The 26,994-nt window shown below is 64.2% G+C and carries 23 protein-coding genes; 8 read left to right on the forward strand and 15 right to left on the reverse strand.

The window, feature by feature from the left end:
• Positions 1-44: 44 nt before the first annotated feature.
• The 14 genes from E6P07_RS06640 to E6P07_RS06705 form a co-directional block, all read right to left on the reverse strand.
• Positions 45-2,921: a FimV/HubP family polar landmark protein gene (locus E6P07_RS06640; RefSeq protein WP_153974881.1), complete on the reverse strand. Its 2,877-nt coding sequence runs from the start codon at positions 2,919-2,921 to the stop codon at positions 45-47.
• A 63-nt stretch (positions 2,922-2,984) separates the two neighbouring features.
• Positions 2,985-4,100 (reverse strand): aspartate-semialdehyde dehydrogenase, encoded by a 1,116-nt coding sequence (asd, locus tag E6P07_RS06645; RefSeq protein WP_153974882.1) that lies wholly within the window; start codon positions 4,098-4,100, stop codon positions 2,985-2,987.
• Positions 4,101-4,324: 224 nt separating this feature from the next.
• Complete coding sequence (leuB, locus tag E6P07_RS06650) at positions 4,325-5,404, reverse strand: 3-isopropylmalate dehydrogenase (protein ID WP_153974883.1); 1,080 nt, start codon at positions 5,402-5,404, stop codon at positions 4,325-4,327.
• The gene (locus E6P07_RS06655; protein ID WP_211363174.1) at positions 5,401-6,321 is read right to left on the reverse strand and encodes a DNA adenine methylase; all 921 of its coding nucleotides are present in this window, start codon (positions 6,319-6,321) and stop codon (positions 5,401-5,403) included. The genes leuB and E6P07_RS06655 overlap by 4 nt, the downstream gene beginning before the upstream one ends.
• Before the next feature lie 31 nt (positions 6,322-6,352).
• The gene (gene leuD / locus E6P07_RS06660; RefSeq protein ID WP_153974885.1) at positions 6,353-7,000 is read right to left on the reverse strand and encodes a 3-isopropylmalate dehydratase small subunit; all 648 of its coding nucleotides are present in this window, start codon (positions 6,998-7,000) and stop codon (positions 6,353-6,355) included.
• Complete coding sequence (leuC, locus tag E6P07_RS06665; protein WP_153974886.1) at positions 7,000-8,403, reverse strand: 3-isopropylmalate dehydratase large subunit; 1,404 nt, start codon at positions 8,401-8,403, stop codon at positions 7,000-7,002. The genes leuD and leuC overlap by 1 nt, the downstream gene beginning before the upstream one ends.
• Before the next feature lie 56 nt (positions 8,404-8,459).
• Positions 8,460-8,939 (reverse strand): glycosyl-4,4'-diaponeurosporenoate acyltransferase CrtO family protein, encoded by a 480-nt coding sequence (locus E6P07_RS06670; protein ID WP_153974887.1) that lies wholly within the window; start codon positions 8,937-8,939, stop codon positions 8,460-8,462.
• A 492-nt stretch (positions 8,940-9,431) separates the two neighbouring features.
• A complete protein-coding gene (locus E6P07_RS06675; protein WP_153974888.1) occupies positions 9,432-10,094 on the reverse strand; it encodes a hypothetical protein in 663 nt (220 codons plus the stop codon).
• A 117-nt stretch (positions 10,095-10,211) separates the two neighbouring features.
• Positions 10,212-11,486 carry a serine--tRNA ligase gene (serS, locus tag E6P07_RS06680; RefSeq protein WP_153974889.1) on the reverse strand — a complete coding sequence of 425 codons (1,275 nt, stop codon included), beginning with the start codon at positions 11,484-11,486 and terminating at the stop codon, positions 10,212-10,214.
• 44 nt (positions 11,487-11,530) lie between these two features.
• The gene (locus E6P07_RS06685; RefSeq protein WP_153974890.1) at positions 11,531-12,142 is read right to left on the reverse strand and encodes a class I SAM-dependent methyltransferase; all 612 of its coding nucleotides are present in this window, start codon (positions 12,140-12,142) and stop codon (positions 11,531-11,533) included.
• A gap of 37 nt (positions 12,143-12,179) precedes the next feature.
• Positions 12,180-12,848 carry an endonuclease III domain-containing protein gene (locus tag E6P07_RS06690; protein WP_153974891.1) on the reverse strand — a complete coding sequence of 223 codons (669 nt, stop codon included), beginning with the start codon at positions 12,846-12,848 and terminating at the stop codon, positions 12,180-12,182.
• Between the two features lie 26 nt (positions 12,849-12,874).
• Positions 12,875-14,107: a glucose-1-phosphate adenylyltransferase family protein gene (locus E6P07_RS06695; protein ID WP_153974892.1), complete on the reverse strand. Its 1,233-nt coding sequence runs from the start codon at positions 14,105-14,107 to the stop codon at positions 12,875-12,877.
• A 144-nt stretch (positions 14,108-14,251) separates the two neighbouring features.
• The gene (hldE, locus tag E6P07_RS06700; protein WP_153974893.1) at positions 14,252-15,691 is read right to left on the reverse strand and encodes a bifunctional D-glycero-beta-D-manno-heptose-7-phosphate kinase/D-glycero-beta-D-manno-heptose 1-phosphate adenylyltransferase HldE; all 1,440 of its coding nucleotides are present in this window, start codon (positions 15,689-15,691) and stop codon (positions 14,252-14,254) included.
• A 38-nt stretch (positions 15,692-15,729) separates the two neighbouring features.
• Positions 15,730-16,485 carry a polysaccharide deacetylase family protein gene (locus E6P07_RS06705; RefSeq protein WP_246172994.1) on the reverse strand — a complete coding sequence of 252 codons (756 nt, stop codon included), beginning with the start codon at positions 16,483-16,485 and terminating at the stop codon, positions 15,730-15,732.
• A gap of 102 nt (positions 16,486-16,587) precedes the next feature.
• Here E6P07_RS06705 and mnmA point away from each other — a divergent pair, with 102 nt between their 5' ends.
• The 8 genes from mnmA to E6P07_RS06745 all read left to right on the forward strand — a co-directional run bounded on the left by mnmA (position 16,588) and on the right by E6P07_RS06745 (position 25,160).
• Positions 16,588-17,700, forward strand: coding sequence for a tRNA 2-thiouridine(34) synthase MnmA (gene mnmA / locus E6P07_RS06710; RefSeq protein ID WP_246172964.1), 1,113 nt, complete (start codon positions 16,588-16,590; stop codon positions 17,698-17,700).
• Between the two features lie 63 nt (positions 17,701-17,763).
• The gene (gene hflD / locus E6P07_RS06715) at positions 17,764-18,387 is read left to right on the forward strand and encodes a high frequency lysogenization protein HflD (RefSeq protein WP_153974896.1); all 624 of its coding nucleotides are present in this window, start codon (positions 17,764-17,766) and stop codon (positions 18,385-18,387) included.
• A 174-nt stretch (positions 18,388-18,561) separates the two neighbouring features.
• Entirely contained in the window at positions 18,562-21,225 is a 2,664-nt protein-coding gene (gene acnA / locus E6P07_RS06720) for an aconitate hydratase AcnA (protein WP_153974897.1), read from the forward strand.
• Between the two features lie 139 nt (positions 21,226-21,364).
• Positions 21,365-21,688 carry a thiamine-binding protein gene (locus E6P07_RS06725; protein WP_153974898.1) on the forward strand — a complete coding sequence of 108 codons (324 nt, stop codon included), beginning with the start codon at positions 21,365-21,367 and terminating at the stop codon, positions 21,686-21,688.
• Positions 21,685-22,521 (forward strand): metallophosphoesterase family protein, encoded by an 837-nt coding sequence (locus E6P07_RS06730; protein ID WP_153974899.1) that lies wholly within the window; start codon positions 21,685-21,687, stop codon positions 22,519-22,521. Before E6P07_RS06725 ends, E6P07_RS06730 begins: the two co-directional genes overlap by 4 nt.
• Before the next feature lie 38 nt (positions 22,522-22,559).
• On the forward strand, positions 22,560-23,432 hold the full coding sequence (gene hslO, locus E6P07_RS06735) for an Hsp33 family molecular chaperone HslO (RefSeq protein ID WP_153974900.1): 873 nt from the start codon (positions 22,560-22,562) through the stop codon (positions 23,430-23,432).
• Between the two features lie 42 nt (positions 23,433-23,474).
• On the forward strand, positions 23,475-24,722 hold the full coding sequence (locus tag E6P07_RS06740; protein WP_211363175.1) for a NupC/NupG family nucleoside CNT transporter: 1,248 nt from the start codon (positions 23,475-23,477) through the stop codon (positions 24,720-24,722).
• Between the two features lie 99 nt (positions 24,723-24,821).
• Positions 24,822-25,160: a TusE/DsrC/DsvC family sulfur relay protein gene (locus E6P07_RS06745; RefSeq protein ID WP_153976167.1), complete on the forward strand. Its 339-nt coding sequence runs from the start codon at positions 24,822-24,824 to the stop codon at positions 25,158-25,160.
• Positions 25,161-25,241: 81 nt separating this feature from the next.
• Here E6P07_RS06745 and E6P07_RS06750 read toward each other — a convergent pair whose 3' ends face one another.
• A complete protein-coding gene (locus E6P07_RS06750) occupies positions 25,242-26,993 on the reverse strand; it encodes a SufS family cysteine desulfurase (protein WP_153974902.1) in 1,752 nt (583 codons plus the stop codon).
• Position 26,994: the final 1 nt, after the last annotated feature.

Genomic DNA, 26,994 nt, shown 5'->3' on the forward strand with positions numbered 1-26,994 from the left:
GCGCCGCGAATCGAGCGATCGAACCAAAGCCGCAGACGGGCGATTCATGACCCCAGACGCTCCAGCAAGGCGCGGGCCTCCTTGCGCTGTTCTTCGCGTCCCTCGGCCAGGACCTCCTCCAGGATCTCGCGCGCTGCGTCCTTGTCGTCCATCTCCACATAGGCGCGGGCCAGGTCGAGCTTGGTGGCGGTCTCGTCCCAGATGCCAGAGTCGATCTGCCATTGCGAGGACAACAGATCCGAGGGAACACTATCTTGTTCAGGGGACAGCCCCGAATCCAACTCGGAAGACAGCGCCGCCACATCCAAGGGCTCCAGGGTTTCACCAGCCTTGTCAGACGGTTTGGCGACGAGAATGGGCGGCTCAGATGACCTCTGAGGTTCGCTGCCACGGTCCTGACCCTTGAGATCCAGCCTCAAGTCATCTTGACGGTCGTCGAGTGAAGGCAGGTCCCGACCCAGGGTATCGGCGGCTGGCGCAGGTGTCTCGCCAAGGGCCCCCAGATCGAGATCCAGCCCATCGGGCAAGGGTAGGATCGAATCTATCTCCAACTGGATGGCTTGCTCGATCTCTTCAGCGGACGGAGGTGTAGGCCCGGAATCGAGTTCTAGCCTCAGCGAATCATCCGATGACCGCGACCCGGCATCCCCTAACACGAGCGGTTCGGAACTGCCCAGATCAAGCCGAAGGTCGTCATCTGAGTCGGATTTGGTCTTGCTTCGGGATTCCGGCTCAGGCATGGATTGGGATGCCGCGGCGGCGGCACCAGCGGCCGCCAGCGACGCCGGCGTGGTGGAGGGGCTGGCGGGGGCCAACGGTACGTTCGGCGCGATTTCACTCAGTCTGCGCTGGATCCGTTCCCACTGAGCTGGATCCGCGGTGTCTCCACCCGACGCCCGGATCTCATCGAGCAGATTGCGTAATGCCCCGACATTGCCCGAGGCAGCAAAGGCCTCAGCCAGCTTGTATTTGATGTCGAGCCGTTGCGGATAGCGCTTGAGCTCCTTGTCGAGCAGTGCCTGCGCCTCAGTGTAGCGACCATAGGCGATATAGATGTCGGCCTCGGAGAGTACATCGGCCTCGTCGGTCTCGGCGTCGAAACCCGTAAGATCCGATATCGGCTGTTCCTTGGTCTCCTCGCGATCCTTGGCGGCGGGCGTCGAGATGGGCTGGTCGGACGGATGGGAGGCAGGCGCGGTCTTGCTGAGCGAGACGGTCTCGGGCGATGCGTGAGTTCCCTCCGACGCAGACGCGGTGTCGTAGAGATCGAGCACGAGCCCCGAATCGAGCGCGTCCTCGGACGCGCTGCTCGCCTGCTGCTGTCGGCGACGGGCCATCAATAGCGAGAAGAGCAAGATGCCGAGCGCCGTTACACCGGCAAGTCCGGCCAGCGGCAGGAGCAACGAATGCCAGGTCGAGCTGGGCGCTGGCTTGGGCTCAATGAACGGCTCAGGTTCATTCGGTCGAGCGACTGGCGCTGGATTGGACGTCGATGCGCTTGACTCTGGCGCGACCTGGGACTCGGAGTCGGTCGGTATTGGCACCGGAACCAGACCGATCGTCGTTTCCGACTCCGCCGATTCGGGTGCGGGTTCGAGATCGAGTGTAGGCTCCGGGATGTGTTCAGATGCTAGACCGGGTTCAGGTTCGCGCGTCGCCGATGCGTCCTCGGTCGGAGGCGATCCCAGATCGGATGACCCAGTCTCAGCTGAGACTGGTTCGAGCGTCTCAGACGTCTCTTGCACCGGAAGTTCCGTCTCTTGCACCAGGGGTTCCGGCAGTCCCACGGGTGGCTTGGGCGTCTCGATCGGTTCCAGACCAAGCCCGGATTCGGGCTTGGCATCGGACAAGGTCGACTCAACCGACTGTGCTCGAGCGAGTTCGGCATTGCGCACCTGTAGCAGAGACTGGAGTGCGGCCAGTTGGGACTCCAGTTCTTGGATGCGATTGCGCAGTTCGAGCGTCTCCTGGCGCGCACTCTCGCTGGTTTCGATGGCGAGCAGGACATCCTGGGACTGTGTCCCGGCTCCAACCGCGGCAGTCGGTGCCCTCGGGGCCATCGTGCCTGAGGTTCCAGGTGTTGCGCCCACAAGACGCAAGCGTGCAAGCGTCTCGGGGGTGACGTCGGTGATCGGCGCACGCCGAGCGGAATGCCCGCGCAGGGCGGCCTGGAATTCGCGTCTGGCCTCTTCGGCGCTCAGCGCGAAGAGCTCGGCGCGGGAAGGGATGACCAGGGTCTTGCCGGCGATCAGACGATTGATGTTGCCCCGAATGAAGGCATCCTGGTTGGAGCGATAGAGCGCCATCGCGGTCTGGGCGTCGGTCGCGCCGGCTGGGGCATACCGGCGAGCCAAGGACCAAAGCCCCTCGCCGTTACCCACCGGACCTATGTAGAGCGGAAAACCCTCACCCGGGGCCGGGATATAGCCACCAGGGCCGCTCGCCACCGGCGGCAGGCCAGGCTCAGACCCGCTGGCCGCCGTTGCGGCGCGGGCTGGCCGGACATTGGGCGCGCGGCGCTCGGTCAGGAGCGGTGGATCGAGCAGGACGGTGTATTGCTTGACCAGGCGTCCCTGCGGCCACACGGCCTGGACCAGGAAATCTAGGTAGGGTTCGCGTACCGGCTCCTGACTAAAGACGCGCACCCGCACACGGCCATCGGGCGTGGCCTCGGGCGTGAAGCGCAGCTGAGTCAGAAAGTGATAGCGCTCGATCCCAGCCTTCTCGAAGGCCTCAGGTGAGGCGATGGAGACGCGCAGTGCGTCGATTTCATCTGGTTTGACATCACCGACATCAATCTCGCCTAGGAATGGCTGATTGAGCGCAGAGTCGGTGCGCAGGGCGCCCAACTCCAACGCAAGGGCCGGATGGCCGGTCAGGGCCGCGGCGATGGCGGACGCCAACATCAGCTTGCGAGTCATCCCCCCCCCTCGTGCTCCAGGCAGCGAAAGACATCCACACGAACCGCGCCCGCCCTTTCAAGATCAGCGATCCAGTAGGATCGTCAGCATGCGTCGCAAGGGTTCGGCTGCACCCCAGAGCAACTGATCGCCGACGGTGAAGGCGGACAGGTAGCGGCTCCCCAGATTCATCGTTCTCAAGCGCCCGACCGGAACCAGGAGCGAACCGGCCACGGTGGCAGGCGACAGATTATGGATCGTGGCCGTCCGCTCGTTTGGCACCACGCGCACCCAGTCGTTGGCGCTCACGATCAGGGACTCGATCTCGTCCAGGGCGACATCGCGGTTGAGCTTGATAGTCAGCCCCTGGCTGTGACAGCGCATGGCGCAGATACGTACACAGATTCCATCGATTGGGATCTGTTGGTCGGTCCGGCCAAGGATTTTATTCGTCTCGGCCTGTCCTTTCCACTCCTCCCGACTCTGGCCATTCTCAAGTTGGGTATCGATCCAGGGGATGAGACTGGCTGCAAGCGGGGCGCCAAGGCTCGCGGTGGGGAATGAACGATCACGGAGCGTCTCAGTCACGCGCCGGTCGACGTCGAGGATCGCTGCAGCCGGATCGGACAGGAGTGAGGCGACCGAGCCGTGCAGCGCGCCCATCTGCACGAGCAGCTCGCGCATGGCCTGGGCGCCGGCGCCCGAGGCGGCCTGGTAGGTCATGGCGCTGACCCACTCGACCAGACCCGCGCGAAACAGCCCGCCGATGGCCATCAGCATCAGGCTCACGGTGCAGTTGCCGCCGATGAAGTCGCGCTTGCCGGCGTCCAGGGCGGCATCGATCACTGGACGGTTGACCGGGTCGAGGATGATGGTCGCGTCTGGCTCCATGCGCAGTGCCGAGGCGGCATCGATCCAGTAGCCGTCCCAGCCGCTGGCGCGCAGACGCGGATGGATCGCCTTGGTGTAGTCACCGCCCTGGCAGGTGATGATGACATCCATCGCGCGCAGGGCCTCCAGCGAGTTGGCATCGAGCAGAGGCGAAGCGCCATAGCCGACGTCCGGTCCGGGCTGACCGACCTGCGAGGTACTGAAAAAGACCGGCTCTGGGATGCGCGCAAAGTCGTTCTCGGCGCGCATCCGCTCCATCAGGACCGAGCCCACCATACCGCGCCAGCCGACGAAACCAACCCGCTTCATCTTGATGCCTCACCAAACTTCAAAGCGTTATTCGAACTGTATTCGTTGTGCACGACGCATGACCCTGGGACGCGGACCGGGTGAGGCTGGCAGGGGACGCCATGAATCCATCCCTGGAGGCTTGACGACGGACTCTATGCCGTCGATACCCCCGCCCGCCGCCACCCGGTCCGCTCTTGGCCATCATCGAGCGATGACGTGCGCTGGGCCTCTTGGCCGACCGTTCAGGCCGACAGCGCTGCCACCACCGCGTCACCCATCTCGGCGGTGCCGACCCGACGCATGCCTTCGGACAGGATATCCGCGGTGCGCAGGCCCTGGTCGAGCACCTTGGAGACGGCGGTCTCGATGCGCTCGGCGACCTCGGGTGCGCCGAGCGAGTGGCGCAGCATCAGGGCCACCGAGAGGATGGTGGCGAGCGGATTGGCGATACCGCGCCCGGCGATGTCAGGGGCTGAACCGTGGATCGGTTCGTACATGCCCTGACCCTGTGCGTTGAGCGAGGCCGAGGGCAGCATGCCGATCGAACCGGTGAGCATGGCGGCGCAGTCGGAGAGGATGTCGCCAAAGAGATTACCGGTCACGATGACATCGAATTGCTTGGGCGCACGCACCAGCTGCATGGCGGCGTTGTCGACGTACATGTGGCTGAGTTGGAGCCCGGGATAGTCAGCGGCGGTCTTGGTCGCGACCTCGCGCCAGAGTTCGGTGCATTCGAGTACATTGGCCTTGTCGACCGAACACACCTTCTTGCCGCGCTGCATGGCGATGTCGAAGGCGACGCGACAGATACGCTCGATCTCGGACTCGGTATAGACCATGGTGTTGAGACCGCGACGCTCACCGGAGGGCAGGGTCTCGACGCCGCGCGGCTGGCCGAAATAGATGTCGCCCGTGAGCTCACGCACGATCAGGAGGTCAAGCCCCGAGACGATCTCGGGCTTGAGGGTAGAGGCGGCGATCAGCTGCGGATAGAGCACGGCCGGGCGCAGGTTGGCAAACAGCCCCAGACCGGAACGCAGGCCCAGCAGACCCTTCTCGGGGCGCTTGGAGATGGGGAGCGGCTCCCACTTTGGGCCGCCGACTGCGCCGAGCAGCACGGCATCCGACGCCTTGGCGGCGGTGAGCGTCTCCTCGGGCAGCGGATCGCCATAGGCGTCATAGGCCGCGCCGCCGACCAGCGCCTCTTCGAGCGTCACGTCGATGGCACCCTCGGCTTGCAGTGCCTTCAGCACCTTCACCGCCTCGGCGACGATCTCGGGACCGATGCCGTCACCGGCGAGAACCAGAATCTTCTTGCTCAATGGTTGTTCTCCAATGCGTGCGAGAGCGCGCGTGGCGCCAGGCCATAACGCGCAGGCTGATCAGCAATGGATCGGATGTCGACCATCCAATCCAGGTTGCGCCCAATGACGAGTTCTGTCATGGGCGCGTGATGGGTATTTTTCATCGGAATCGGCTTGGCGACGAAACCGTATTGCCGCGCCAGTGCCTTGACCTCTTCCGCATGATCATAGGTCATGATGAACTCGCCCTTGAGTTGGGCGCATCGCTCGAATAGGGCCTGATGATCCAATTCGAAATGCCGATACAAACGCTGGCCGGCTCTTTTGCCGCCTGCCGTATAGGGCGGATCGATGAAAAAGACGACGTTCGGATCATCGCGATAGCGTTCGAGTACAGCCAATCCGTCACCCTGCTCGAAACGCAAGCGCGACCGGATCTGATCGATGTCGCGCAGACGTTTGGCCAGTGTGGTCGGATACCAGCGCGATCCGATGCCTTTTCCCGATTCACCGCGTTTGATGAATCTGGAGCCGGGCGCCAGGATGCCGCCATGCAATGTTCGATTGCGGAGAATCGTCCTGAAGGCACGTTCACGGGTGCTCGTCGGATCCTGAGCCAGAGTGTCGGTGACGTTTTTCAGCGACATCTCGAACGCCAGAATCCGCTCCGCCAGCCAGTCAGCTTCGCCGTCCTGGATCGACTGCCAGACCGCCGCGACATCCTCGTCCAGTTCGACCATCAGCACCCTGTCGGCAAGCTGCTCGAAGGCCACCGTCAGCGACACGATCCAGCCGCCCGTGAAGGGCTCGACCAGCAGCGCCGGACGGCGTGGCTGATGACGCAACCAGTCGCGCAAAGGTGGCACGAACCACGTCTTGCCGCCCAGATACCGGAACGGACTGCGCTGCGGAACGGAGGCGACGTTGACGATCACTGGTGGCGGCTGATCGATCTGCGCTCTAGTGCTAGTGACCGATCACAAACAGCCAGGGCGCCTCAAGACGGCGGCGTTCTTCGTAGGCGCGGATGGTGTCGGCCTCCTTGAGGGTCAGACCGATGTCGTCCAGCCCCTCGATCAGGCGCTGCTTGCTGCCGGCGTCGATCTCGAAGGCAATGACCTGGCCGTCGCTTAAGGTCAGAGTCTGGGCCGGGAGATCCACGGCGATGCGCAGCGGTTCGACCCCGGTCGCCTTGACGAATAGATCGTCGATCACGGTGGCAGGCAGCCGGATCGGCAGCAGCCCGTTCTTGAAGCAATTATTGAAAAAGATGTCAGCGAAGCTCGGCGCCAGGATGACGCGGATGCCGAAGTCGGTCAGCGCCCAGGGGGCGTGCTCGCGCGAAGACCCGCAGCCGAAGTTTTCGCGCGTAAGCAGGATCTCAGCTTGGGCGAAACGCGGGTCGTTGAGCACGAACTCGGGGTTGCGCGGACGTCGAGTACAGTCCATGCCCGGCTCGCCGTGATCGAGATAGCGCCACGCGTCGAACAGATAGGGGCCGAATCCGGTCCGCTTGATGCTCTTGAGGAACTGCTTGGGGATGATGGCGTCGGTGTCGACATTGGCCCGATCGAGCGGGGCGACGACGCCGGTAAAGTTGACGAATGGCTGCATCAAAGCGTCCTCACATCGACGAAGTGACCGGTCACGGCAGCGGCGGCGGCCATCGCCGGACTGACCAAATGGGTCCGCCCGCCCGGGCCCTGGCGACCCTCAAAGTTGCGGTTGGAGGTCGAGGCGCAGCGCTCACCCGGCTCTAGCCGATCGGCGTTCATCGCCAGACACATGGAACAGCCCGGCTCGCGCCACTCGAAACCAGCGGAGACGAAGATCCGATCCAGCCCCTCGGCCTCGGCCTGTTCCTTGACCAGACCCGAGCCGGGGACGACCAGCGCCTGTTTGATCGAGGCGGCGACCTTGCGCCCCTTGACGACCTCGGCCGCGGCGCGCAGGTCCTCGATGCGCGAGTTGGTGCAGGAGCCGATGAAGACCTTATCCAGACGGATCGCGCTGATCGGTGTGCCAGCGGTTAGGCCCATGTACTCGAGGGCACGCCGCATCCCAGCGGCCCGGACCGGATCGGGTTCAGCGTCTGGATCCGGCACCTGCTCGTCGATCGCGACCACCATCTCAGGTGAGGTGCCCCAGGTGACTTGGGGTTTGATGCTGGCGGCGTCGAGATGGAGCACGCGATCGAACGCGGCGCCCGGATCACTGACCAGGGTGCGCCAGTGGGCCGCAGCGCGCTCGAAGAGCTCACCCTGGGGGGCGAACGGACGCCCGCGCAGATAGTCGATGGTCTTCTCGTCGACACCGATCAGACCCGCGCGCGCACCGGCCTCGATCGCCATGTTGCAGACCGTCATGCGGCCTTCCATCGACAGGTCGCGGATGGCCTCGCCGCCAAACTCGATCACATAGCCGGTCCCACCGGCGGTACCGATCTGGCCGATGATGGCGAGGATGAGGTCCTTGGCAGTGACGCCTGCACCGAGTCGGCCTTCGACCTGGATCAGCATCGACTTGGACTTGCGCTGGATCAGGGTCTGGGTAGCCAGGACGTGCTCGACCTCGGAGGTACCGATCCCAAAGGCCAGGGCCCCGAAGGCGCCGTGGGTGGCGGTGTGCGAATCACCGCAGACGATGGTGGTTCCCGGCAGGGTGAAGCCCTGTTCGGGACCCATGACATGGACGATCCCTTGGCGACTGTCATCCATCCCCAGTTCGGTGATCCCGAATTCCCGACAGTTGGCATCGAGCGTTTCGACCTGGAGCCGCGAGATCGGATCGGCGATGCCAGAGGCGCGATCCGTGGTGGGGACATTGTGATCCGGGACGGCCAGGTTGGCACTCGGGCGCCAAGGACGCCGCCCGGCCAGACGCAGCCCTTCGAACGCCTGGGGTGAGGTGACCTCGTGGATCAGCTGGCGATCGATGTAGAGCAATGCCGTACCCGTCTCATCGACACGGACGACATGGGAATCCCAGAGTTTGTCGTAGAGGATCTTGGCGACCATGACCTGATCTTGAGCTCAAAGTAAATAGGCTAGGTTAGCGATAGTGTTTGGCAAACTCAAGCCAATGGTGTAGACCGGGTGATGAGGCGGCGCAGACGGGCGCGGTTGTAGCGCTGCACCAGGATGAAGGGCAGGTTGACCAGACCGCCATAGACGACCATGAACAGGCCCATCCACGCGGGCGTCCAGAGAAAAAAGGTCAACGCCAGCGCCCAGGTCAGCCAGTGTCCGAACTCGGCGCGGCTGGTCTCGCGTGCGAAGCGGTCGAGATACTCGGGATCCACTGAGGCAAGCCGACGCTTGGGGAAACCATCGCGCAGCAGTCCCCCGGCCTCGGGCAGACGATCCTTCCAGGCCCGGATTCCCAATCGCTCATAACAGCGTCCAGACTCTTCCCAGCCATAGCTGGCGCCGATGATCGGCCAGCGGGTCAGCCAGTCCAAGGGGAGGCGCTGCGCGATATAGCCCGCGATCAGGTGAAAACTGGCCCAGAGCGCGGCGCACAGTGCAATGACGCCCAGGATATCTAGATTCATGCGCTCAGGCCCGCGCCACCTCAGCGCGTAGTCGCGACAGTAGAGGCGCTGGACAGCCCTCAAACTCGGTAACGAGTCGTTGGGAAACCTCGCGGGCAAGGAACAACAGATAGCTCCGGCGCGGCGCGGGATTAAACGAAACGCAACAACTCGTTCTATTTAAGCAAGTCATCGAACACCGCTGGCGTCCCAGAAACCCTATCCTCCTGGCTGATGACTTTAGAAAACCATTCAGGAGAAGGCACTAATACATTAGTGAGGTCACGTGGCTCGAACTTATTCAAGTTGTTTCCATATTTCCGCACTTCTCTTGACAGGATCCGCTGACCAGCAGGCAAACAGAAGTACAGAAAAAGATGATCGATGAATCATGCCCCTAAAGGATTGGGATAAAAACAGTGAAAATGGGAGACCAGTCGGCTCAACGGTCGCAATCCGTTCAAAGTCATTGGCACGGCGTTTATAGTCTGAACGGTTATAGAGGATTTTGGTTTATAACCCTGCGCGCAAGGCTTCTGTCAGCCGTAACAATTCTTTCGCCTCCCGTTCCCAGGTTTCCGTTCTATTGAGCGAAAGCCTTTCGATCAAAATGACCGAATCCATCACTCTTAGGATCAGGTTCCCACACGACTGGAGTAGATCGAGAAACCCTTCCTTAAAGGAAGGCAGCGGGTCGCCGCGCTTGACATAGAGCTCGCAGCCTCTGCCAGCTTGACCTGCCCCCGACTCGATCCTTTGTAGCGCAGAGGAGGAAAGGGATAGAGCGAAACTCTTTCGGATGAGATTACCACCTGCCCCCTGGAGCCCTGGGAGGCAAAGCATGACCCAGATTCCGGTGTCATCCGTTTTGTTTTGGATGAGCGCCGCGACGAGATGGTTGTTAGCGCCATCCGAATCGGCCAGCCAACAGATGATGCAACCGTCCTTTGGTCTTTTGTAGGTCTGCTCGATGAAGGCCGTAGTGCCTGTCAGACGGTAGGCGTCTTTGATCGCTTTGAGGATGGGATCTGCCGAATCAAGGAGTGTGAATCCCTGGGATGTCATGACTGTATTGAGCGGAAGCGCAATCGCTGGATTCGGCGTTCTCTTCGAAAACAGCGCGATCAAGACGAAAACGAGAAGAGCGACCAGCATACCGATGATCCCTTCAATCATGGATATCCCCCTGATCTACTGTGAGTCAAACCCACTGCGCTCGGTTTAGGCCGTATTGCTGAATTTACCCAAGATCGCTCGTCTCGATTCCGGCTGGCCTCGAGCCGGCATCGCCACTCAAGCCAACAGCTCGCTTCCGCCCATATAGGGCCGCAGGACCTCAGGGATGATCACACTCCCATCGGCCTGCTGATAATTCTCCAGCACCGCGACCAGGGTGCGCCCGACCGCCAGCCCCGAGCCGTTGAGCGTATGTACCAGCTCCGGTTTGCCGGTCTCTGGATTACGCCAGCGGGCCTGGAGCCTGCGCGCCTGGAAATCCCCAAAATGACTGCACGAGGAGATCTCGCGATAGGCGCCCTGCCCCGGCAGCCAGACCTCCAGGTCATAGGTCTTGCAGGCCGAGAACCCGAGGTCGCCCGTACAGAGGGTCACGACCCGATAGGCCAACCCCAGCCGCTGCAGGATCGACTCGGCATGGCCGGTCAGCTCCTCTAGCGCCCGCGCGCCGTCCGCGGGCGGCACGATCTGCACCAGCTCGACCTTCTCGAACTGATGCTGACGGATCATGCCGCGCGTGTCCTTGCCGTAAGAACCGGCCTCGCTGCGGAAGCACGGGGTATGCGCGACCCATTTGCACGGCAGGCTGTCGGCCGGGAGGATCAGATCGCGCACCAGATTGGTCACGGGCACCTCGGCGGTCGGGATCAGATAGAGGTCGCGCTCGCCCGCCACCCTAAACAGATCGGTCTCGAACTTGGGCAATTGACCGGTGCCGCGCAGGCTCTCGGCATTGACCAGATAGGGCACATAGACCTCGGTATAGCCGTGTTCTCGGGTGTGGACATCCAGCATGAACTGGATCAGCGCCCGCTGCAGCCGCGCCAAGGGGCCGGAGAGGGTGACGAAGCGCGCGCCCGCCACCTTGGCCGCGCGATCGAAGTCCATCCAGCCGTGGCGCGCCCCGAGATCGACGTGATCTCGCGGCTCGAAATCGAACTGCGGCGGCGCCCCCCAACGCCGTTCCTCGCGGTTATCGGAGGCGTCGCGCCCCTCGGGGACATCGGCGGCAGGCAGATTGGGCAGGCCCAGACTGAGGTCGGTCAGCTCGTCTTGGATTGCGCTCAGGCGCGACTCGGCGGCCTTGAGCCGCTCACCCAGATCGGCGACCTCGGCCAGGAGCGGCGCGAGGTCTTGGCCCTCGGCCTTGGCGCGCCCGATCGACTTGGAGCAGGTGTTGCGCGTGTTCTGGAGCTCCTGGACTTGGATCTGGAGCGTCTTGCGCTCGGACTCCAGGGATTGAATCCGCGCGGTGTCGAGCACCAGACCGCGCCGGGCCAGTTGCTCGGCGACCTGGTCGAGTCCGGTGCGCAACAAACGTGGGTCTAGCATCGATGGTTCCTTTGGCGTGGATGTGAAAGATACGGAGGTGGCGGCTATCCGGGTGCAGGCACGCCGAACGGAATCTTCCAGAACGCGGCGCTGAAGTCGCCGGCCAGATAGCCTTCCTGGATCTGATGTTCGACCCCCAGCTCCTGGGCCAGGCGCCGGATCTCACGTGGCTGATAGAGGTTATAGATCGGCGAGGTGTCCCAGCCCTTGAGCAGGTTGAAGACGAAGCCGTGACGGCTCGCCTCCAGACAGCGCTCGATGAAGCGCCGGGTCTCGGCGCGGGTGAAGGTGTTCATGGCCCCGCTACAGAGATAGACATCGGCCTCAGGCAGCGCGCTCTCCTCATCGAGGATGTCGAGGACATGGATCTCGCCGCCGGTGCGCCGGCGCGCGGCCTCGACCATGGGGACCATGACATCGATTCCGATATAGTGACGCGGCCGGTCGCCAGTGCGTTCCAGATACACGAGCAGATCGCCGAAGCCGCAGCCGGCGTCGACCAGGGTCAACCGTGACAGATCCGGCGGCAGAAAGGAGCGCAGCACCCGAAAACGGACCTCCTGGGTCTCGGTCGAATTCCACTGCACGCCCTGGGCCGTCTCGCCGTGGCTCATGAGCGCGCTACCGTAGAAGGTCTGGGTGTCGACTCTGGGCATGTCAGCCACCTTACTGGGACGCGATCTTCGGAAAGGTTCAAGCGTCGGATGCCAGGGCCTGACGACAGGGCAAGGTGCGGCTCAGGACGCAGTCCGAACAGCGCGGCCGACTCCGACAGACCTGCTTGGCATGTTCGACGAGGAGCGCATGGTACTCCTTGTAGCGCGGCACGTCAGGTCCGAGCGCGCGCTCGAAGGCGGCGCGGATCGTTTCGTAGCCTTCATCGCCGCGCAGCAGCCCCAGCCGGGAGAAGATCCGGCGCGTATAGGCATCGACCACGAACACCGGGCGTTCGAAGGCATAGAGCAGGATATCGTCGGCCGTCTCGGGGCCGATGCCCTTGACCGCGAGCAACCGCGCGCGCAGCGTCTCGGTGTCGAGCGCGTTCAGCCCATCCCAGCCGCCCGCGGCGCGATAGAAGGTACAGAAGGCGATCAGACGGCGCGCCTTGACATTAAAGTAGCCGGACGGTCGTATCGTCTCGGCCAGTTCGATCGGATCCAGCGCGAGGATGGCCTCGGCCTCCAGGCGGCAGTGCGCCCTGAGACGCGTGATGGCGCGCTCGACGTTCGACCAGGCGGTGTTTTGGGTCAGCACCGCCCCGATCATGACCTCGAATGGGGTCTCGGCGGGCCACCAGTGTCGAGGGCCGTGACAGACCAACAAGTGGTCATGGATGGCGCGTACCCGTTTTGGCTCAAACATGCACTTCTTCGCGGGTGTCGAAGGCCTCACCAAGACGCCAATCCACTCGATGATCCGTCCTCACCGGTGACCACGACAATGCCCTCGGGCGAGACCTCGAAGCGTTCGCGATCACGCCGGGGATCGAAGCCGATCCGATCGCCGGGTGCAATCTTGACGTCTTTCTCGACGATACAGTGGCGCAGATGGGCGCCGGCGCCGACACTTACCCCCTGAAACAGAATGGACGCCTCGATGATGGCCCCGTCCTCGACCCGCACCTGGGGAAACAGGATCGAGTGATTGACCCCGCCGCCGCTGATGACGGTGCCAGCCGCCAGCATCGAGTTGACGAAAACGCCCTCGGTACCGCTCTGCGGACCTGGAACTGTACGCGCCGGCGGATACTGGCCCTGATAGGTATGGATGATCCAATCGGGTTGATAGAGATCGAGCGGCGGGTCGGCGCGCAGGAGCGCCATGTTGGCCTGATAGTAGGCGTCGACCGAAGCCAGATCGCACCAGTAGCGGTCCGGCGTCACCCGACCGCGCGTCTGACCGAAGCGATAGGCGCGCACCGGATGCTTAGCAAGCCGAGGTGCGATGAGGTCGAGCGCCAGGTCAGTGTCGGGCGAGATGCCGCGTTCGTACTCGGCCAGGGCCTCGAGCAAGAGGGACTTGTCGAACAGATAGACCCCCATGGTCTCTAGCCGTTCGCCCTCGGCGTTCCCTACACCGTCCGAAGGCGGCAGGAATGCACGGATCCGCTCGTCGGCCTCAAGCACGACCCCAGCCTGACGTCCGGTGCCCGGAGCCGACACGGTGCGCGTAGCGACCGTGATCGCCGCGCCTGTCTCGCGATGGGCGCGCACCAGTTCGGCATAGTCCATGCGGTAGATAGCGTCACCATGTAGGATCAGCACCTGACGGGCGCGATTGCGCTCGATGAGATAGCGGTTCTGGCGAATGGCGTCGCAGGGTCCGCCGTACCAGTCCTGCCCTTCGCGCATCTGGGGCGGAACCGGGGTGATGAATTCGCCGAGCTCGGGATTGAAGATCGACCAGCCGTCGCGCAGATGTTTGTGGAGCGAGTGGCTCTTGTACTGCGTCAGCACCAGGACCTGACGCAGACCCGAATGCAGACAGTTGGCAAGCACGAAGTCGATGATACGGTATTTGCCGCCGAATGGGACGGCAGCCTTGGTGCGCTGGCGGGTCAGGGCCTCGAGCCCAAGCCCGCGTTCCTGGGCCAGGATGAGAGTCAGGGTGTCGGAGGGCATGATGACAGAGCGAATTGGTCACGGTGAATGAGAAGGCGGTCGACACAGGGTCGGATACCTGGTCGATGCCCGCAATAGTGCATCGTCCCCGGTGGACTCAAAACCGCGCGCGGTCGATCTGGATAGGCCGGCGTAGGTGGGCAGTCAGGCCCCATCGCTTCTGCGCCCTCCGATGGCGTCGATGATGCGGCTCGTCGAGCGTCCAGGCACCAAGTCGAGCACCCGCACCTCGCCGCCGCGCGCCAGCACCGCCTCGGCGCCCGCGATCTGCCCGGGCCGATAGTCGCCACCCTTGACCAGCACGTCTGGCCCAACGGCACGGATCAGTGCCTCGGGCGTGTCTTCACTGAACGGACAGACCCAGTCGACCGAGGCCAGTCCAGCCAAGACCGCCATGCGCTGCTCGACGCCATTGATCGGACGACCCTCACCTTTGAGCCGACGTACCGAGTCGTCATCGTTGACAGCGACGATGAGTCGGTCTCCCAAGCGCTTGGCCTGCTGGAGATAGGCGACGTGCCCATCGTGCAGGATATCGAAGCAGCCGTTGGTCATGACCAGGCGCTCGCCGGCAGCGCGCGCTGCCCTGGCCGCCGCGATCAGGGCCGCGCGATCCAGAATCGCGCCCCGCTCGCCCCCGCGATACGCGCGCATAAGCTCGGACGCGCTGACCCCAGCGGTCCCCAGCTTGCCAACCACCAGACCGGCGGCACAATTGGCCAGGGCACAGGCCGTGGTCAGGTCGGTCCCGGCCGCCAGCGCGCCGGCCAGGGTCGCGATCACGGTATCGCCCGCCCCCGTGACATCGAAGACCTCGCGCGCCCGGGTCGGCAGGTGCAGGGCCGGGGCACCTGCGCGCACTAGCCGCATCCCCTGCTCGCCAAGTGTCACCAGCAGTGCCTCCAGTCCCAGCTCGGCGCGCAGACGCTCGGCGCGTTCGATGAGCACGGCGTCATCTGGGCACTGGTCGACGACCTCTTCCAGCTCGGCACGGTTCGGGGTTAGCAGGGTCGCGCCCCGGTAGCGGCTGAAATCGCGGCCCTTGGGATCGATCAGGACCGGCTTGCCCTTGGCGCGGGCCATCCGGATGAGCCGTTGTGGATCGGCGAGCGTGCCCTTGGCATAGTCCGAGAGCACCAGGAGATCGACCTCGGCCAGCGCAGGCGCAACCAGTCCCGGCAGCGGATCCGGACCCTGCGGTGCCAGCGAGCGTTCGAAATCCAGCCGGATGAGCTGCTGATGGTGACTGAGCACGCGCAGCTTGGTGATGGTTGGCACCCCGGCGCGGCGCTCGAAACGGGTGACGATCCCCTGTTCGCTCAGACGCCTGTGGAGGATCTCCGCGGCCTCGTCGTCGCCGGTCACGCCGGCCAGGGTCACACGCGCACCGAGCATGGCCAGATTGAGCGCGACATTGGCGGCGCCGCCGGGTCGATCCTCGATGCCCTCGACCTGGACCACGGGCACCGGCGCCTCGGGTGAGATCCGGCGTGTAACCCCTGTCCAGTAGCGGTCGAGCATCAGGTCGCCGGCCACCAGCACGCGGGCGCGCGCGAAATCGGGGAAGGTCGATGGAGTGATCACGATCAAGGCCGGGCGGCGGAAAGGGTCAGATGGGCAGTCTAGCTAGAAGCGGGCGCTTTGGCCAGACGTCGGCGCCACTCGACCAGCTCGGGTTTGGGCGCGTGCTTGATGGCGAGCTTCCACCAATAGCCGAGCAGGTTGTCGCCAAAGGAGATCGCCTTGCGCGGCAGCACCAATGGGTGATCCTCCGGACCAGCCGCACCACGCAGACAGGTCGTTGCGCTCACATAGCCGGCCTCCTCGGCCAGCTGCACCGTCGTGCGGTCGAAGCTGCCGAAGGGATAGCAGAGATGCCGGACGGGTGCGCCCAGGATGTCTTCGAGTGCGCTGCGGCTGTCGACGAGCTGACGACGCTGGGCCTCGGGATCGAGCGTGGCGAGCCTGAGATGATCGACGCTGTGCGAGCCGATCGCGATGAGTCCGGTCGCGTGCAGGGCGCGCAGACGTGCGGCAGTCATCAGGGTCGGGATCGGACGCCCCGGATCCTTGGCAAACCAGTCGGCGCGCTGTCCGAGCCAGGCACTGATGGCATAGACGGTCGCCGGAAAGCCATGCCGCTCCAGCACAGGCCAGGCATACTCGGCGAAGTTGTCATAGGCATCATCGAAGGTCAGGATCACAGCACGCACCGGCAGCGGACGTTCGCCGCGCAGACCGGCCAGGCCCTCATCGAGGCTCAACACCCGATAGCCGAGATGGGCGAGCAAGGCCATCTGAGCAGCGAAGCGCCGATGATCGCAATAGTTGGCACGATGGGTGCGCATCGGCGCAAACACACCGACCTGGTGATACATCAAAATCGAAAGCCGTGCAGACTGCGTATTCAAGCGCATCTCCGTTATAACCGATCGACCGAAGCCGTCTTCAATCTCAATCATCGCCTCAGCATGGTGCCGATGTCTCCCAACACCCAGCTCGCCTCTACCAAGCGCGTCATCGTCGGTCTCTCCGGCGGTGTCGATTCGGCCATCGCGGCGCATCGACTGCTCGAGCAGGGCTATGAGGTCGAGGCGCTGTTCATGAAAAACTGGGAGGAGGACGACGCCGAGGGCCGCTGCGCCGCCGCCGCGGACCTGGCCGATGCGCGCGCTGTGGCCGAGCAGCTCGGGATCCGGCTGCATACGGTCAACTTCTCGTCCGAGTACTGGGATCGGGTCTTTGAGTATTTTTTGCGCGAGTACCGGGCCCTGCGCACGCCCAACCCGGATGTGCTCTGCAACGCTGAGATCAAGTTCAGCGTCTTTCTCGACTATGCGCTCGGTCTGGGCGCCGCGGCGATCGCGACCGGGCACTATGCTCGGATCAGCGCCGAGGCGACCGGCTATCACCTGCATCGCGCGGTCGATGAGGACAAGGATCAGACCTATTTCCTGCATCGGCTGGATCAGGGACAACTCGCACGCGCACTGTTTCCGCTCGCCGATCTCACCAAGGACGAGGTCCGCGCCCTGGCCCACCGACTTGGGCTGGCCAATGCCGCCAAGAAGGACAGCACCGGCATCTGCTTCATCGGTGAGCGAAGGTTCAGCGACTTTCTTGCGCGCTATCTGCCGCGCGAACCTGGTCCGATCGAAACGCCCGAGGGCCTGCGACTCGGTGAGCATCGCGGGCTGGCCTATTACACGATCGGCCAGCGTCAGGGGTTGGGGATCGGCGGGGTCAGTCAGGGGCGCGCGGCGCCCTGGTATGTGGCCGTCAAGGACAGCGCCAACAACCGGCTGATCGTGGTCCAGGACAGCCGACATCCGCTCTTGATGTCGAGTGGACTGGAGGCGCTCCAGCCCCATTGGATCAGCGGTCGGGCGCCCGAGGCGCCCTTTCGCTGTCTGGCGCGCCTGCGTCATCGTCAGCCGTTGCAGGCCTGTGAGCTGGTCGCGATCGGGCCAAAGGGGTGTCAAGTGCGCTTCGACGAACCACAGCGCGCGGTGACGCCTGGGCAATCCATTGTCTTCTATCAGGGAAGCGAGTGTCTGGGCGGGGCCATCATCGAGCGTGGTTTGGCGTCTTGAGCCTCGAATGCGTTATAAGATGGCCTCATCAGCCAAAACGCACCGCGATCGAGAGCCCTGTCCATGCCTCACACCGACCTTGAGCGCACCCTCGCCCTCGCCGGCCTCTATCAGGCCGTCTACTGTGTCATCCACATCGCCCGCCAGGGGGCGGTCGATGCCGAGTTTATGGAACCCTGCGTCTATAGCCTGTTCCAGGTCGATGCCGAGAGCGTCGAGTCGGTCTTCGGCGAACCGGGCGCCCTGGCCAAGGGCGCGCGTCAGCTCGTTGCCCAGTTGACCGGGCAACCCGAGCGCGACCTCGAGATGACGCGCTATGCGATCCAGGTCATCAAGCTCGAACGCGAGCTGGCCAAGCGGCTCGATCTGCTCGATATCATCGCCAAGGGTATCCGCCAGGCCGAGGCCAAACGCGCCCATTTCGACCTGCTCCATCCTAGTCTGCTGGCCCATTTCGCCAACCTCTACAGCCGGACGCTCAGCCAGCTGCAACCGCGTATCCTGATCCACGGCGACCCGCACTATCTACGCGATCCCGACAATCAAAACCGTCTGCGCGCCCTGTTGCTGGCGGCGGTACGCGCGGCTCGGTTGTGGCGTCAGGTCGGCGGATCGCGTTGGCAGCTGCTGTTTCGCAACCGACCGATCCTGCAGGAGACACAGCTGTATCTCGCTCGGTATGACTGAGCGGCGGTCGGCCCGATCCGAGCGGTCAAGCCACTCTCGGACACCGCACTCTGGAGACGACCGGCATTCGCGGTGCGCGTCTTCGTTGCAGTGCAGCATGTGGAATATCCGACTGCCGAACGCTAGAATCGGCCCTTCAGAATAACGCCCCGATCCATGCCACCGGAGCCCTCGATGCCCAATCGCTTCAACGCCAAGTCCAGCCTGAACGTCGCCGGCCAGGAATACGAGATCTTCCGACTCGACGCCGTGCCCAACAGCGCGCGCCTGCCGTTCTCGATCAAGATCCTGCTCGAAAACCTGCTGCGCCACGAGGACGGCGTGACCGTCACACGCGAGGACATCGAGTACTTCAGCCATTGGAACCCCCAGGCCGAACCGGACAAGGAGATCCAGTACCGCCCGGCGCGGGTGCTGATGCAGGACTTCACCGGCGTGCCGGCGGTGGTAGATCTGGCGGCGATGCGCGATGCGATGCGCGCGCTCGGCGGCGATCCGAACCGGATCAATCCCCTCCAACCCGCCGAGCTGGTCATCGACCACTCGATACAGGTCGATCATTTCGGCTCCGATAGCGCCTTTGCGCTCAACGCGGAGCTTGAGTTCCAGCGCAACCGAGAGCGCTATACCTTCCTCAAATGGGGCCAGCAGGCATTCGACGGCCTCAGGGTCGTGCCGCCTGATACCGGGATCGTGCACCAGGTCAATATCGAGTATCTGGCCCGGGTGGTCTTCTCCCGGACGGTCGGTGGCCGGACCCAGGCCTATTTCGATACCTGTGTCGGCACCGACTCGCATACGACCATGGTCAACGGCATCGGCGTGCTCGGCTGGGGCGTGGGCGGTATCGAGGCCGAGGCCTCGATGCTGGGTCAGCCGGTGTCGATGCTGGTGCCCAGGGTCCTGGGCTTCAGGCTCACCGGGACACTGAAGGAAGGCGTGACCGCGACCGATCTGGTGCTGACCATCGTCGAGCGGTTGCGCCGACATGGCGTGGTCGGCAAGTTCGTCGAGTTCTATGGCCCGGCCATCCGCCGCCTGCCGATGGGCGAGCGCACCACCATCGCCAACATGGCCCCTGAATACGGCGCAACCTGCGGCCTATTCCCCATCGATCAGGTCACGCTCGACTATCTGCGTCTGACCGGGCGCGATGACCACCAGATCGCCTTGATCGAGGCCTATTGCAAAGCTCAGGGTGTGTGGCATACAGAAGATGCACCCGAGGCCGAGTATTCCGAGACGCTCGAACTGGACCTGGGCGAGGTGGTGCCCTCGCTTGCCGGTCCCAAGCGTCCACAGGATCGGGTCGCACTCACCGCGATGGCGAGCCACTTTCCCGAGGCGCTCGCGGCGCTCAAGGCCGAGCGCAACCTGCCGACCAAGGGCGCGGCCAAGGCCGTGATCGACGGCCAGGAGGTCGAGATCGCGGACGGCTCGATCGTGATTGCGGCCATCACCTCCTGCACCAATACCTCGAACCCCAGCGTGCTGATCGCCGCCGGCCTGCTCGCCAAGAAGGCCGTGGCACGGGGGCTTAGACGCGCACCCTGGGTCAAGACTGCCTTCGGCCCCGGCTCGATGGCCGTCACCCGCTATCTCGACCGCGCTGGACTGACCGAACCGCTCAAGGCGCTCGGCTTCCACAACGTCGGCTATGGCTGCACGGTCTGTATCGGCAATACCGGTCCGCTGCCCGAGCCGATCTCCAAGGCGATTGCCGAAAACGCGCTGTGCGCGGTCGCGATCCTGTCGGGCAACCGCAACTTCGAGGGCCGGGTCCATGCCGAGGTACGCATGAACTATCTGGCCAGCCCGCCGCTGGTCGTGGCCTATGCCATCGCCGGTCGTATCGACCTCGATCCCTACCAGGACCCCCTGACCACGGATGCCCAGGGCCAACCGGTCTATCTCAAGGACCTCTGGCCGACCCAGGACGAGATTGAAGCCGCGATCGCCGAGTTCGTCACGCCCGAGGCGTTTCGGGCCGCCTATGCCGATGTGTTCACAGGCGATGCGCGCTGGCAGTCGCTGACCGCCCCCAGCACCCAGACCTACGACTGGCCGGCAGATTCGACCTATATCCAGAAACCGCCCTATTTCCAGGGCATGCGCCTGGAGGTCGCCCCGGTCGAGGATATCCAGGGGGCGCGCTGTCTGGCCGTGCTCGGCGACTCCATCACCACCGACCACATCTCGCCTGCCGGTTCGATCAAGCCCAACTCGCCAGCCGGCCAGTATCTGATCGCCAAGGGCGTCGATCCCAAGGACTTCAACAGCCTGGGCTCAAGGCGCGGCAACCATGAGGTCATGATGCGTGGCACCTTCGCCAATATCCGGCTCAGGAACCTAATGGCACCGGGCACCGAGGGCGGGGTGACTCGGCATCAGCCGAGCGGCGAGACGATGTCGATCTATGATGCGGCCATGCGTTACCAGGCCGAGGGAACGCCCGTCATCGTCATCGCCGGCAAGGAATATGGCTCAGGGTCCTCGCGCGACTGGGCGGCCAAGGGCCCACGTCTGCTCGGGGTGCGCGCGGTCATCGCCGAGAGCTATGAGCGCATCCACCGCTCCAACCTGGTGGGCATGGGCATCCTGCCGCTTCAGTTCCTGGCAGGCGAGAATGCCACAACGCTGGGTCTGACTGGTACCGAGACCTTCGACATCCTCGGGTTGAACGACGGCGCGGCCAAGCAGGTCGAGGTCCGTGCGACCGGCGCCGACGGGTCGGTGAAGCGCTTCCAGGCGCGGGTGCGCATCGACACGCCGAATGAGGTGGATTACTACCGTCACGGCGGTATCCTCCAGTACGTGCTGCGCAAGCTCGCCGCCTGATCGGCGACCTGCCCGGCGAGCGGGATATTCAGGTCATGTCTGGAATCCCGGTCGTGTTGCCCCGATCTCTGTTACGACTGGATCAGACCCGCTTGAACGCCGCAACAACCAGCGTCCGTCCACTGGAGGTGGCGCACCCATGTCCGTGATCCTCGACCTCGCTATCTTTCCGACCGATCAGGGGAGCAGCCTCAGCCGGTTTGTCGCACCCGTGATCGCCATGATCCGCGACAGCGGATTCGAGCATCAGCTCTCGCCCATGGGTACCCAGATCGAAACAGATACGCTCCCGGAGGCGCTCGCCATCATCGAGCGCGCCAACGCCATCCTGGAGGGATTCGGCGTCGAGCGCGTCTATGCGGTCGCCAAGTTCGACATCCGCCCCGGGACGCGCGGACGCCTGATCGGCAAGCTCGACTCGGTACGCCGCCGGCTCGACGCACCGACGGACGACCGGCCATGAAGGTCGCCGTCTTCTCCGATGTCCAGGGCAACCGGCCCGCCATGGAGGAGGCCGTCGCCCGCATCCTCGACTGGGGTCCGGAGCTGGTGGTCATGGCCGGGGATCTCATCAATCGCGGACCCAGCAGCCTGGCCTGTCTGGAGCGCTTCGACGCCCTGAGGCGCGCGCACGGCTGGCTGCCGGTCAACGGCAATCACGAGACCTGGGTCCAGCGTTGCGGACGCGAACCGCCGCGCGATGCGCTCGAGGCCGAGCTGCGCCGCTTCGCCGACTGGACCTACCGCCAGATCGAGCCCCGGCTCGACGCGCTCCGCGACTGGCCGGATCATCTCTGTTTCAACGCTGGAACCGACGACTCCTGGGTGCATGTCACCCACGGCACCCTGGCCGGAAACCGTCACGGCATCGGCACCCGCGCCACGGACGAAGAGCTGCGTAGTGTCGTACCGACCGATCTGGCGCTCTTCGTCACCGCCCACACCCATCGCCCGCTGGAACGGATGCTCGATGGGATGCCCATCCTCAACGTCGGCTCGGTCGGTTCGCCCTTCGATGGCGATCCGCGCGGGAGCTTCGCGTTGTTGACATTCGAGCACAACGCCTGGCGCTGGGAGATCGTGCGCTTTGTCTATGATCGTCGGCAGGCCGAGCGCGACTTCGACGATCTCGGCTTCATCGAGCACGGCGGACCGCTGGCACGCATCCTGTTTGAGGAATGGAAACGCGCCCGACCGCTGATGGCGCTGTGGCGCAGCGATTTCGAACCGGCGGTGCTAGCCGGTGAGCGCGCGCTGCAACCGGCCGTCGATGCGTTTTTGGCAAGACTCGACTAAGGGGCAAGGACCATCATGAACACCGATAAAACCATTCGATGAAGGACTCGGACACACTCTCACGCTTTCTCTTTGAACAATCTGGCATTCGCGGCAACCGGGTCCATCTGGACGCGAGCTGGCGCGCCGTGCTGGAGACGCATCCCTACCCCGAACCGGTGGCCGTGCGGTTGGGCGAGGCGCTGGCGGCGACCGCACTATTGGCGGCGACCATCAAGTTCGAAGGCTCCTTGATCCTCCAGATCCAGTCATCCGGCCCCATCCGTACCCTGGTCGCCCAGGCCACGCACGCGCGCACGGTGCGCGGTCTGGCGCGCTGGGAGGCGGAGGTTCCAGCGGTCGAGTCGCTGAGCGAACAGTTCGGCACCGGACAGCTGGTGCTGACCATCGACCAGGGGTGCGGCCAACCTTATCAGGGCGTGGTCCCGCTGACCGGCGCGCGTCTAACCGAGGCCATCGAGCACTACTTCGCCGATTCCGAACAGATCCCGACCCGGCTGTGGCTGGCGGCCACTCCGTCATACGCCTCGGGCCTGTTGCTGCAACGTCTGCCCGAGGCCGGCACGACCGAGGAGGACTGGGGCCGTGTGACCCAGCTCGCCGACACCCTCACGCCAGGTGAGCTGCTGGGTCTGGCGACCGAACCTCTGCTGTATCGCCTCTTCCACGAGGAAAGGGTACGACTCTTCGAGCCGGAGCCAGTGTCCTTCCGCTGCGGCTGCTCGCGCACGCGTATCGCCGACCTGCTCAAGCTGCTCGGCGATTCCGACATCGATCGGTTGATCGACGAGCAGGGGGCCGTCGAGGTCACCTGCGAGTTCTGTAATCGGCGTTATCGCTTCGACCCGGTCGATGCGCGTCAGCTCTTTGCCAGCCTCACCCACCACGAGCCACCAGCGACTCCGCAATGATCCGCTAGCGCCCATCGCCACCCCATGGACCATCCAGATCTCTTGACACGCCTCCAACCGCTGCTCGGGCTGTCGGCGTTTCTGGCGCTTGCCTGGTGGCTGAGCGAGGATCGGCGCGCCGTGCGCCCGCGGCTGGTACTGGCCGGTCTGGGGCTGCAATGCGTCATGGCACTGGCGCTCCTGAAGCTGCCGGGGGCCAAGGACGGTTTTCTGGTGCTCAATCAGTTGGTGCTGTCCATCCAGAGCGCCACCCAGGCCGGCACCGAGTTGGTGTTCGGCTATCTCGGCGGTGGGGCCGCCCCCTTCGAGACGGTCTATCCGCACAACAGCTTTGTGCTGGCCCTCCGCGCCCTGCCGCTGATCCTGGTCATCAGTGCGCTCTCGTCCCTGCTGTTCCACTGGCGCATCCTGCCGCTGGTCGTGCGTGGCTTCGCCTGGTTGCTAAGACGCACCCTAGGCACCGACGGGCCGCTCGGTCTGGCGGCGGCGGCCAATGTCTTCGTCGGCATGACCGAGGCGCCGCTGCTGATCCGGCCCTATGTGTCGAGCCTGTCGCGCTCGGCGCTGTTCGGCGTCATGACCTGCGGCATGGCCACCATCGCCGGCACCGTGATGCTGCTCTATGCCAGTCTCATCGGGTCTGTGGTGCCGGACGCCATGGGCCATATCCTGACCGCCTCCCTGATCAACGCCCCGTCTGCGCTGGTGATCGCCGGCATCCTAATCCCCGAGCCGACCGGCACCATGCCGATCCTCGATACCCGGATCGAGCGCACCACCCACAGCGCGATGGACGCGATCACGCGCGGCACGCTGGAGGCCATCCCGCTGTGGCTCAACATCATCGCCATGTTGATCGTCATGGTTGCCCTGGTCAGTCTGGTCAATCAGGCGTTGGGTCTACTGCCGGAGGTCGCAGGTGAACCGCTCACGGCCCAACGGCTGCTCGGGTGGCTGATGGCGCCTGTAGTCTGGCTGATCGGCATCCCCTGGTCTGAGTCCCAGACCGCAGGTGCGCTCATGGGGGTCAAGACCGTACTCAATGAGCTGGTCGCCTATCTCCAGCTCGCCGCACTGTCGCCCGAGGCACTCAGCGAGCGCAGCCGGATCATCCTGACCTATTCATTGTGCGGATTTGCCAATCTCGGCAGCCTCGGCATCCTCATCGGCGGGCTCGGCGCCCTGGCCCCGGACCGCCGCCCCGAGATCGTAGCGCTCGGCTTCAAGTCGATCCTCGCCGGTACGCTCGCAACCCTGATGACAGGGGCTGTGGTCGCAATCCTGCTTTGAGCAGCATAGAATCTGAATGTTCTAAATTTGAGAACGGCATCCAATGCCGCCCTCTAGTCCGACCAAACGACAATTCTGATGACAGGAGAGGAGCAAGACATGGCCATCGAGGTCAAGGGTCGCATCATCCCCACGACTGAAGCTGGTTATCTAGAGAACTATACCGACTGGGACGAGGACGTCGCCCGCAAGCTCGCCGAGATCGAGGGCATCGAGCTGACCGACAAGCACTGGGACGTGATCAACTATCTGCGCGATGAGTACATCAACAACAATCAGAACCAACCGATGGAGCGCGCGGTGCTTAAGGACATGAGCAAGATGTGGGGCACCAAGCTGACCAGTAAGGATCTCTACCAGCTCTTCCCGCTGGCACCCACCAAGCAGGGTACCAAGATTGCCGGACTGCCAGCGGTCAAGCGCAAGGGCGGCTACTAAAAGCGCATACCCGTCGAGGCGCCTCGACCAGACTCGCGATCCTGATGGTATCTCACGCGCCTTGACGGCCCCCTGCTCGCCCTATCCACCTACAAGCGTCTCTGCCTGCCGCCGCACCCGGCGTACCATGGCTTCTAGCCCATTGCGCCGCGTCAGGCTCAGGTGCTGATCGAGTCCAATCCGACTAAAGAACGCTGCGACATCGAACGCGAGGATGTCGCGCGCCCGCTGACCCGAGTAGAGCTGCTGGAGCACTGCAATCAGACCGCGCACGATGTTGGCGTCGCTGTCGGCCAGGAACTCGATGACATCCGCTGTTCCGGGGCGCACTCGCATGGCGATATAGACCTGGCTCTGACAGCCGTGCACGGCATTGGCCTCGGTCTTGAGCGACTCGGGCATGGGCGGCAGCCGGTCGCCTAGGTCGATGAGGTGTTGATGGCGCATCGGCCAGTCGGGCAAGAGTTCAAAGACTTCGGCAATCGCATCGGCGGCAGCCTGAGGTGAGTCAGCCACCGCCGCCGGATACCTCAAGTCCGAGTCGATCTCCTCGCTCTGAGCGCGCACCATACGGCGGAGCGCTTCGTCACGGATCTCGCTTAGGGCCTCGGCCAATGCCTCGACCTCGTCTGGGCGGTTATAGACGCCGAACGAGGCGCGCGCCGTCGCGGTCACGCCCAACCGGTCCATGAGCGGCTGACAACAATGATGTCCGGTCCGGATACAGATGCCGCGCAGATCGAGTGCGGTGCCGATGTCGAGGGTGGCGATCGGTGGATCCTCCATCACCCAGGAGATAATGCTGCTCTTGTGTCGCGCCGTCCCCTTGATCCGCAGACCCGGGATCGCAGCCAGGCGCTCGGTGGCCTGCCGCAGCAGCGCGCGTTCGTGCGCAGCGATCGCGGTAAGTCCAATCGACTCGACCCAGTCGATGGCGGCCGCCAGTCCGACCGCGCCTGAGATGTGCGGCGTCCCAGCCTCGAAGCGGTTCGGCAGGCCGGCATAGGTGGTACGCTCGAAGGTGACGCGCTCAATCATGTCACCCCCGCCCTGATAGGGCGGCATGGACTCCAGCAACCGACGTTTGCCATAGAGCACCCCGATCCCGGTCGGGCCATAGAGCTTGTGCCCGGAGAAGGCATAGAAATCGGCGTCAAGCGCCTGGACATCGGTCGGGCCGTGGGCGACCCACTGGGCACCATCGATCAGCACCAGGACCCCGGCGGCATGGGCCTCGGCGATGATCTCGGCGACCGGGTTGATGGTCCCGAGGGCGTTGGAGACCTGATTGACCGCCACCAGGCGCGTGCGCGGCGAGAGCAGACGCCGATAGGCGTCCAGATCCAGCTCACCCGCGTCGTCGATCGGGATGGCGCGAAGACGGACACCCCGGGACTCGGCGACCATCTGCCAGGGTACGAGGTTGGAGTGATGCTCTAGGGTCGAGACCAGAATCTCGTCGCCGGGCTGGAGTGTGGCGCGGCCCCAGCTGGCGGCGACCAGATTGATCGATTCTGTTGTCCCGCGCGTGAACAGACACTCGACCGGCTCGGCGGCGTTGAGAAAGCGCGCCACCCGTTCGCGCGCCTCCTCATACAACCGGGTCGCGGTGCGTGAAAGCCGGTAGGCGCCGCGATGGATGTTGGCGTGATGACCGCGATGATAATCGGCGACCGCCTCGATCACGCACTCGGGCTGCTGGGTGCTGGCGGCGCTGTCGAGATAGATCAGGGGTCGCTCATCGAGCTTGGCAGTCAGGATCGGGAACTGGGCACGGATCGCCTCCAGGTCGAGCACGGGGCGATCCGCGCGTTCGGGAGAAGTCTTGAGCATG

Source organism: Thermochromatium tepidum ATCC 43061, assembly GCF_009664085.1.
Classification (GTDB): Bacteria; Pseudomonadota; Gammaproteobacteria; order Chromatiales; family Chromatiaceae; genus Thermochromatium; species Thermochromatium tepidum.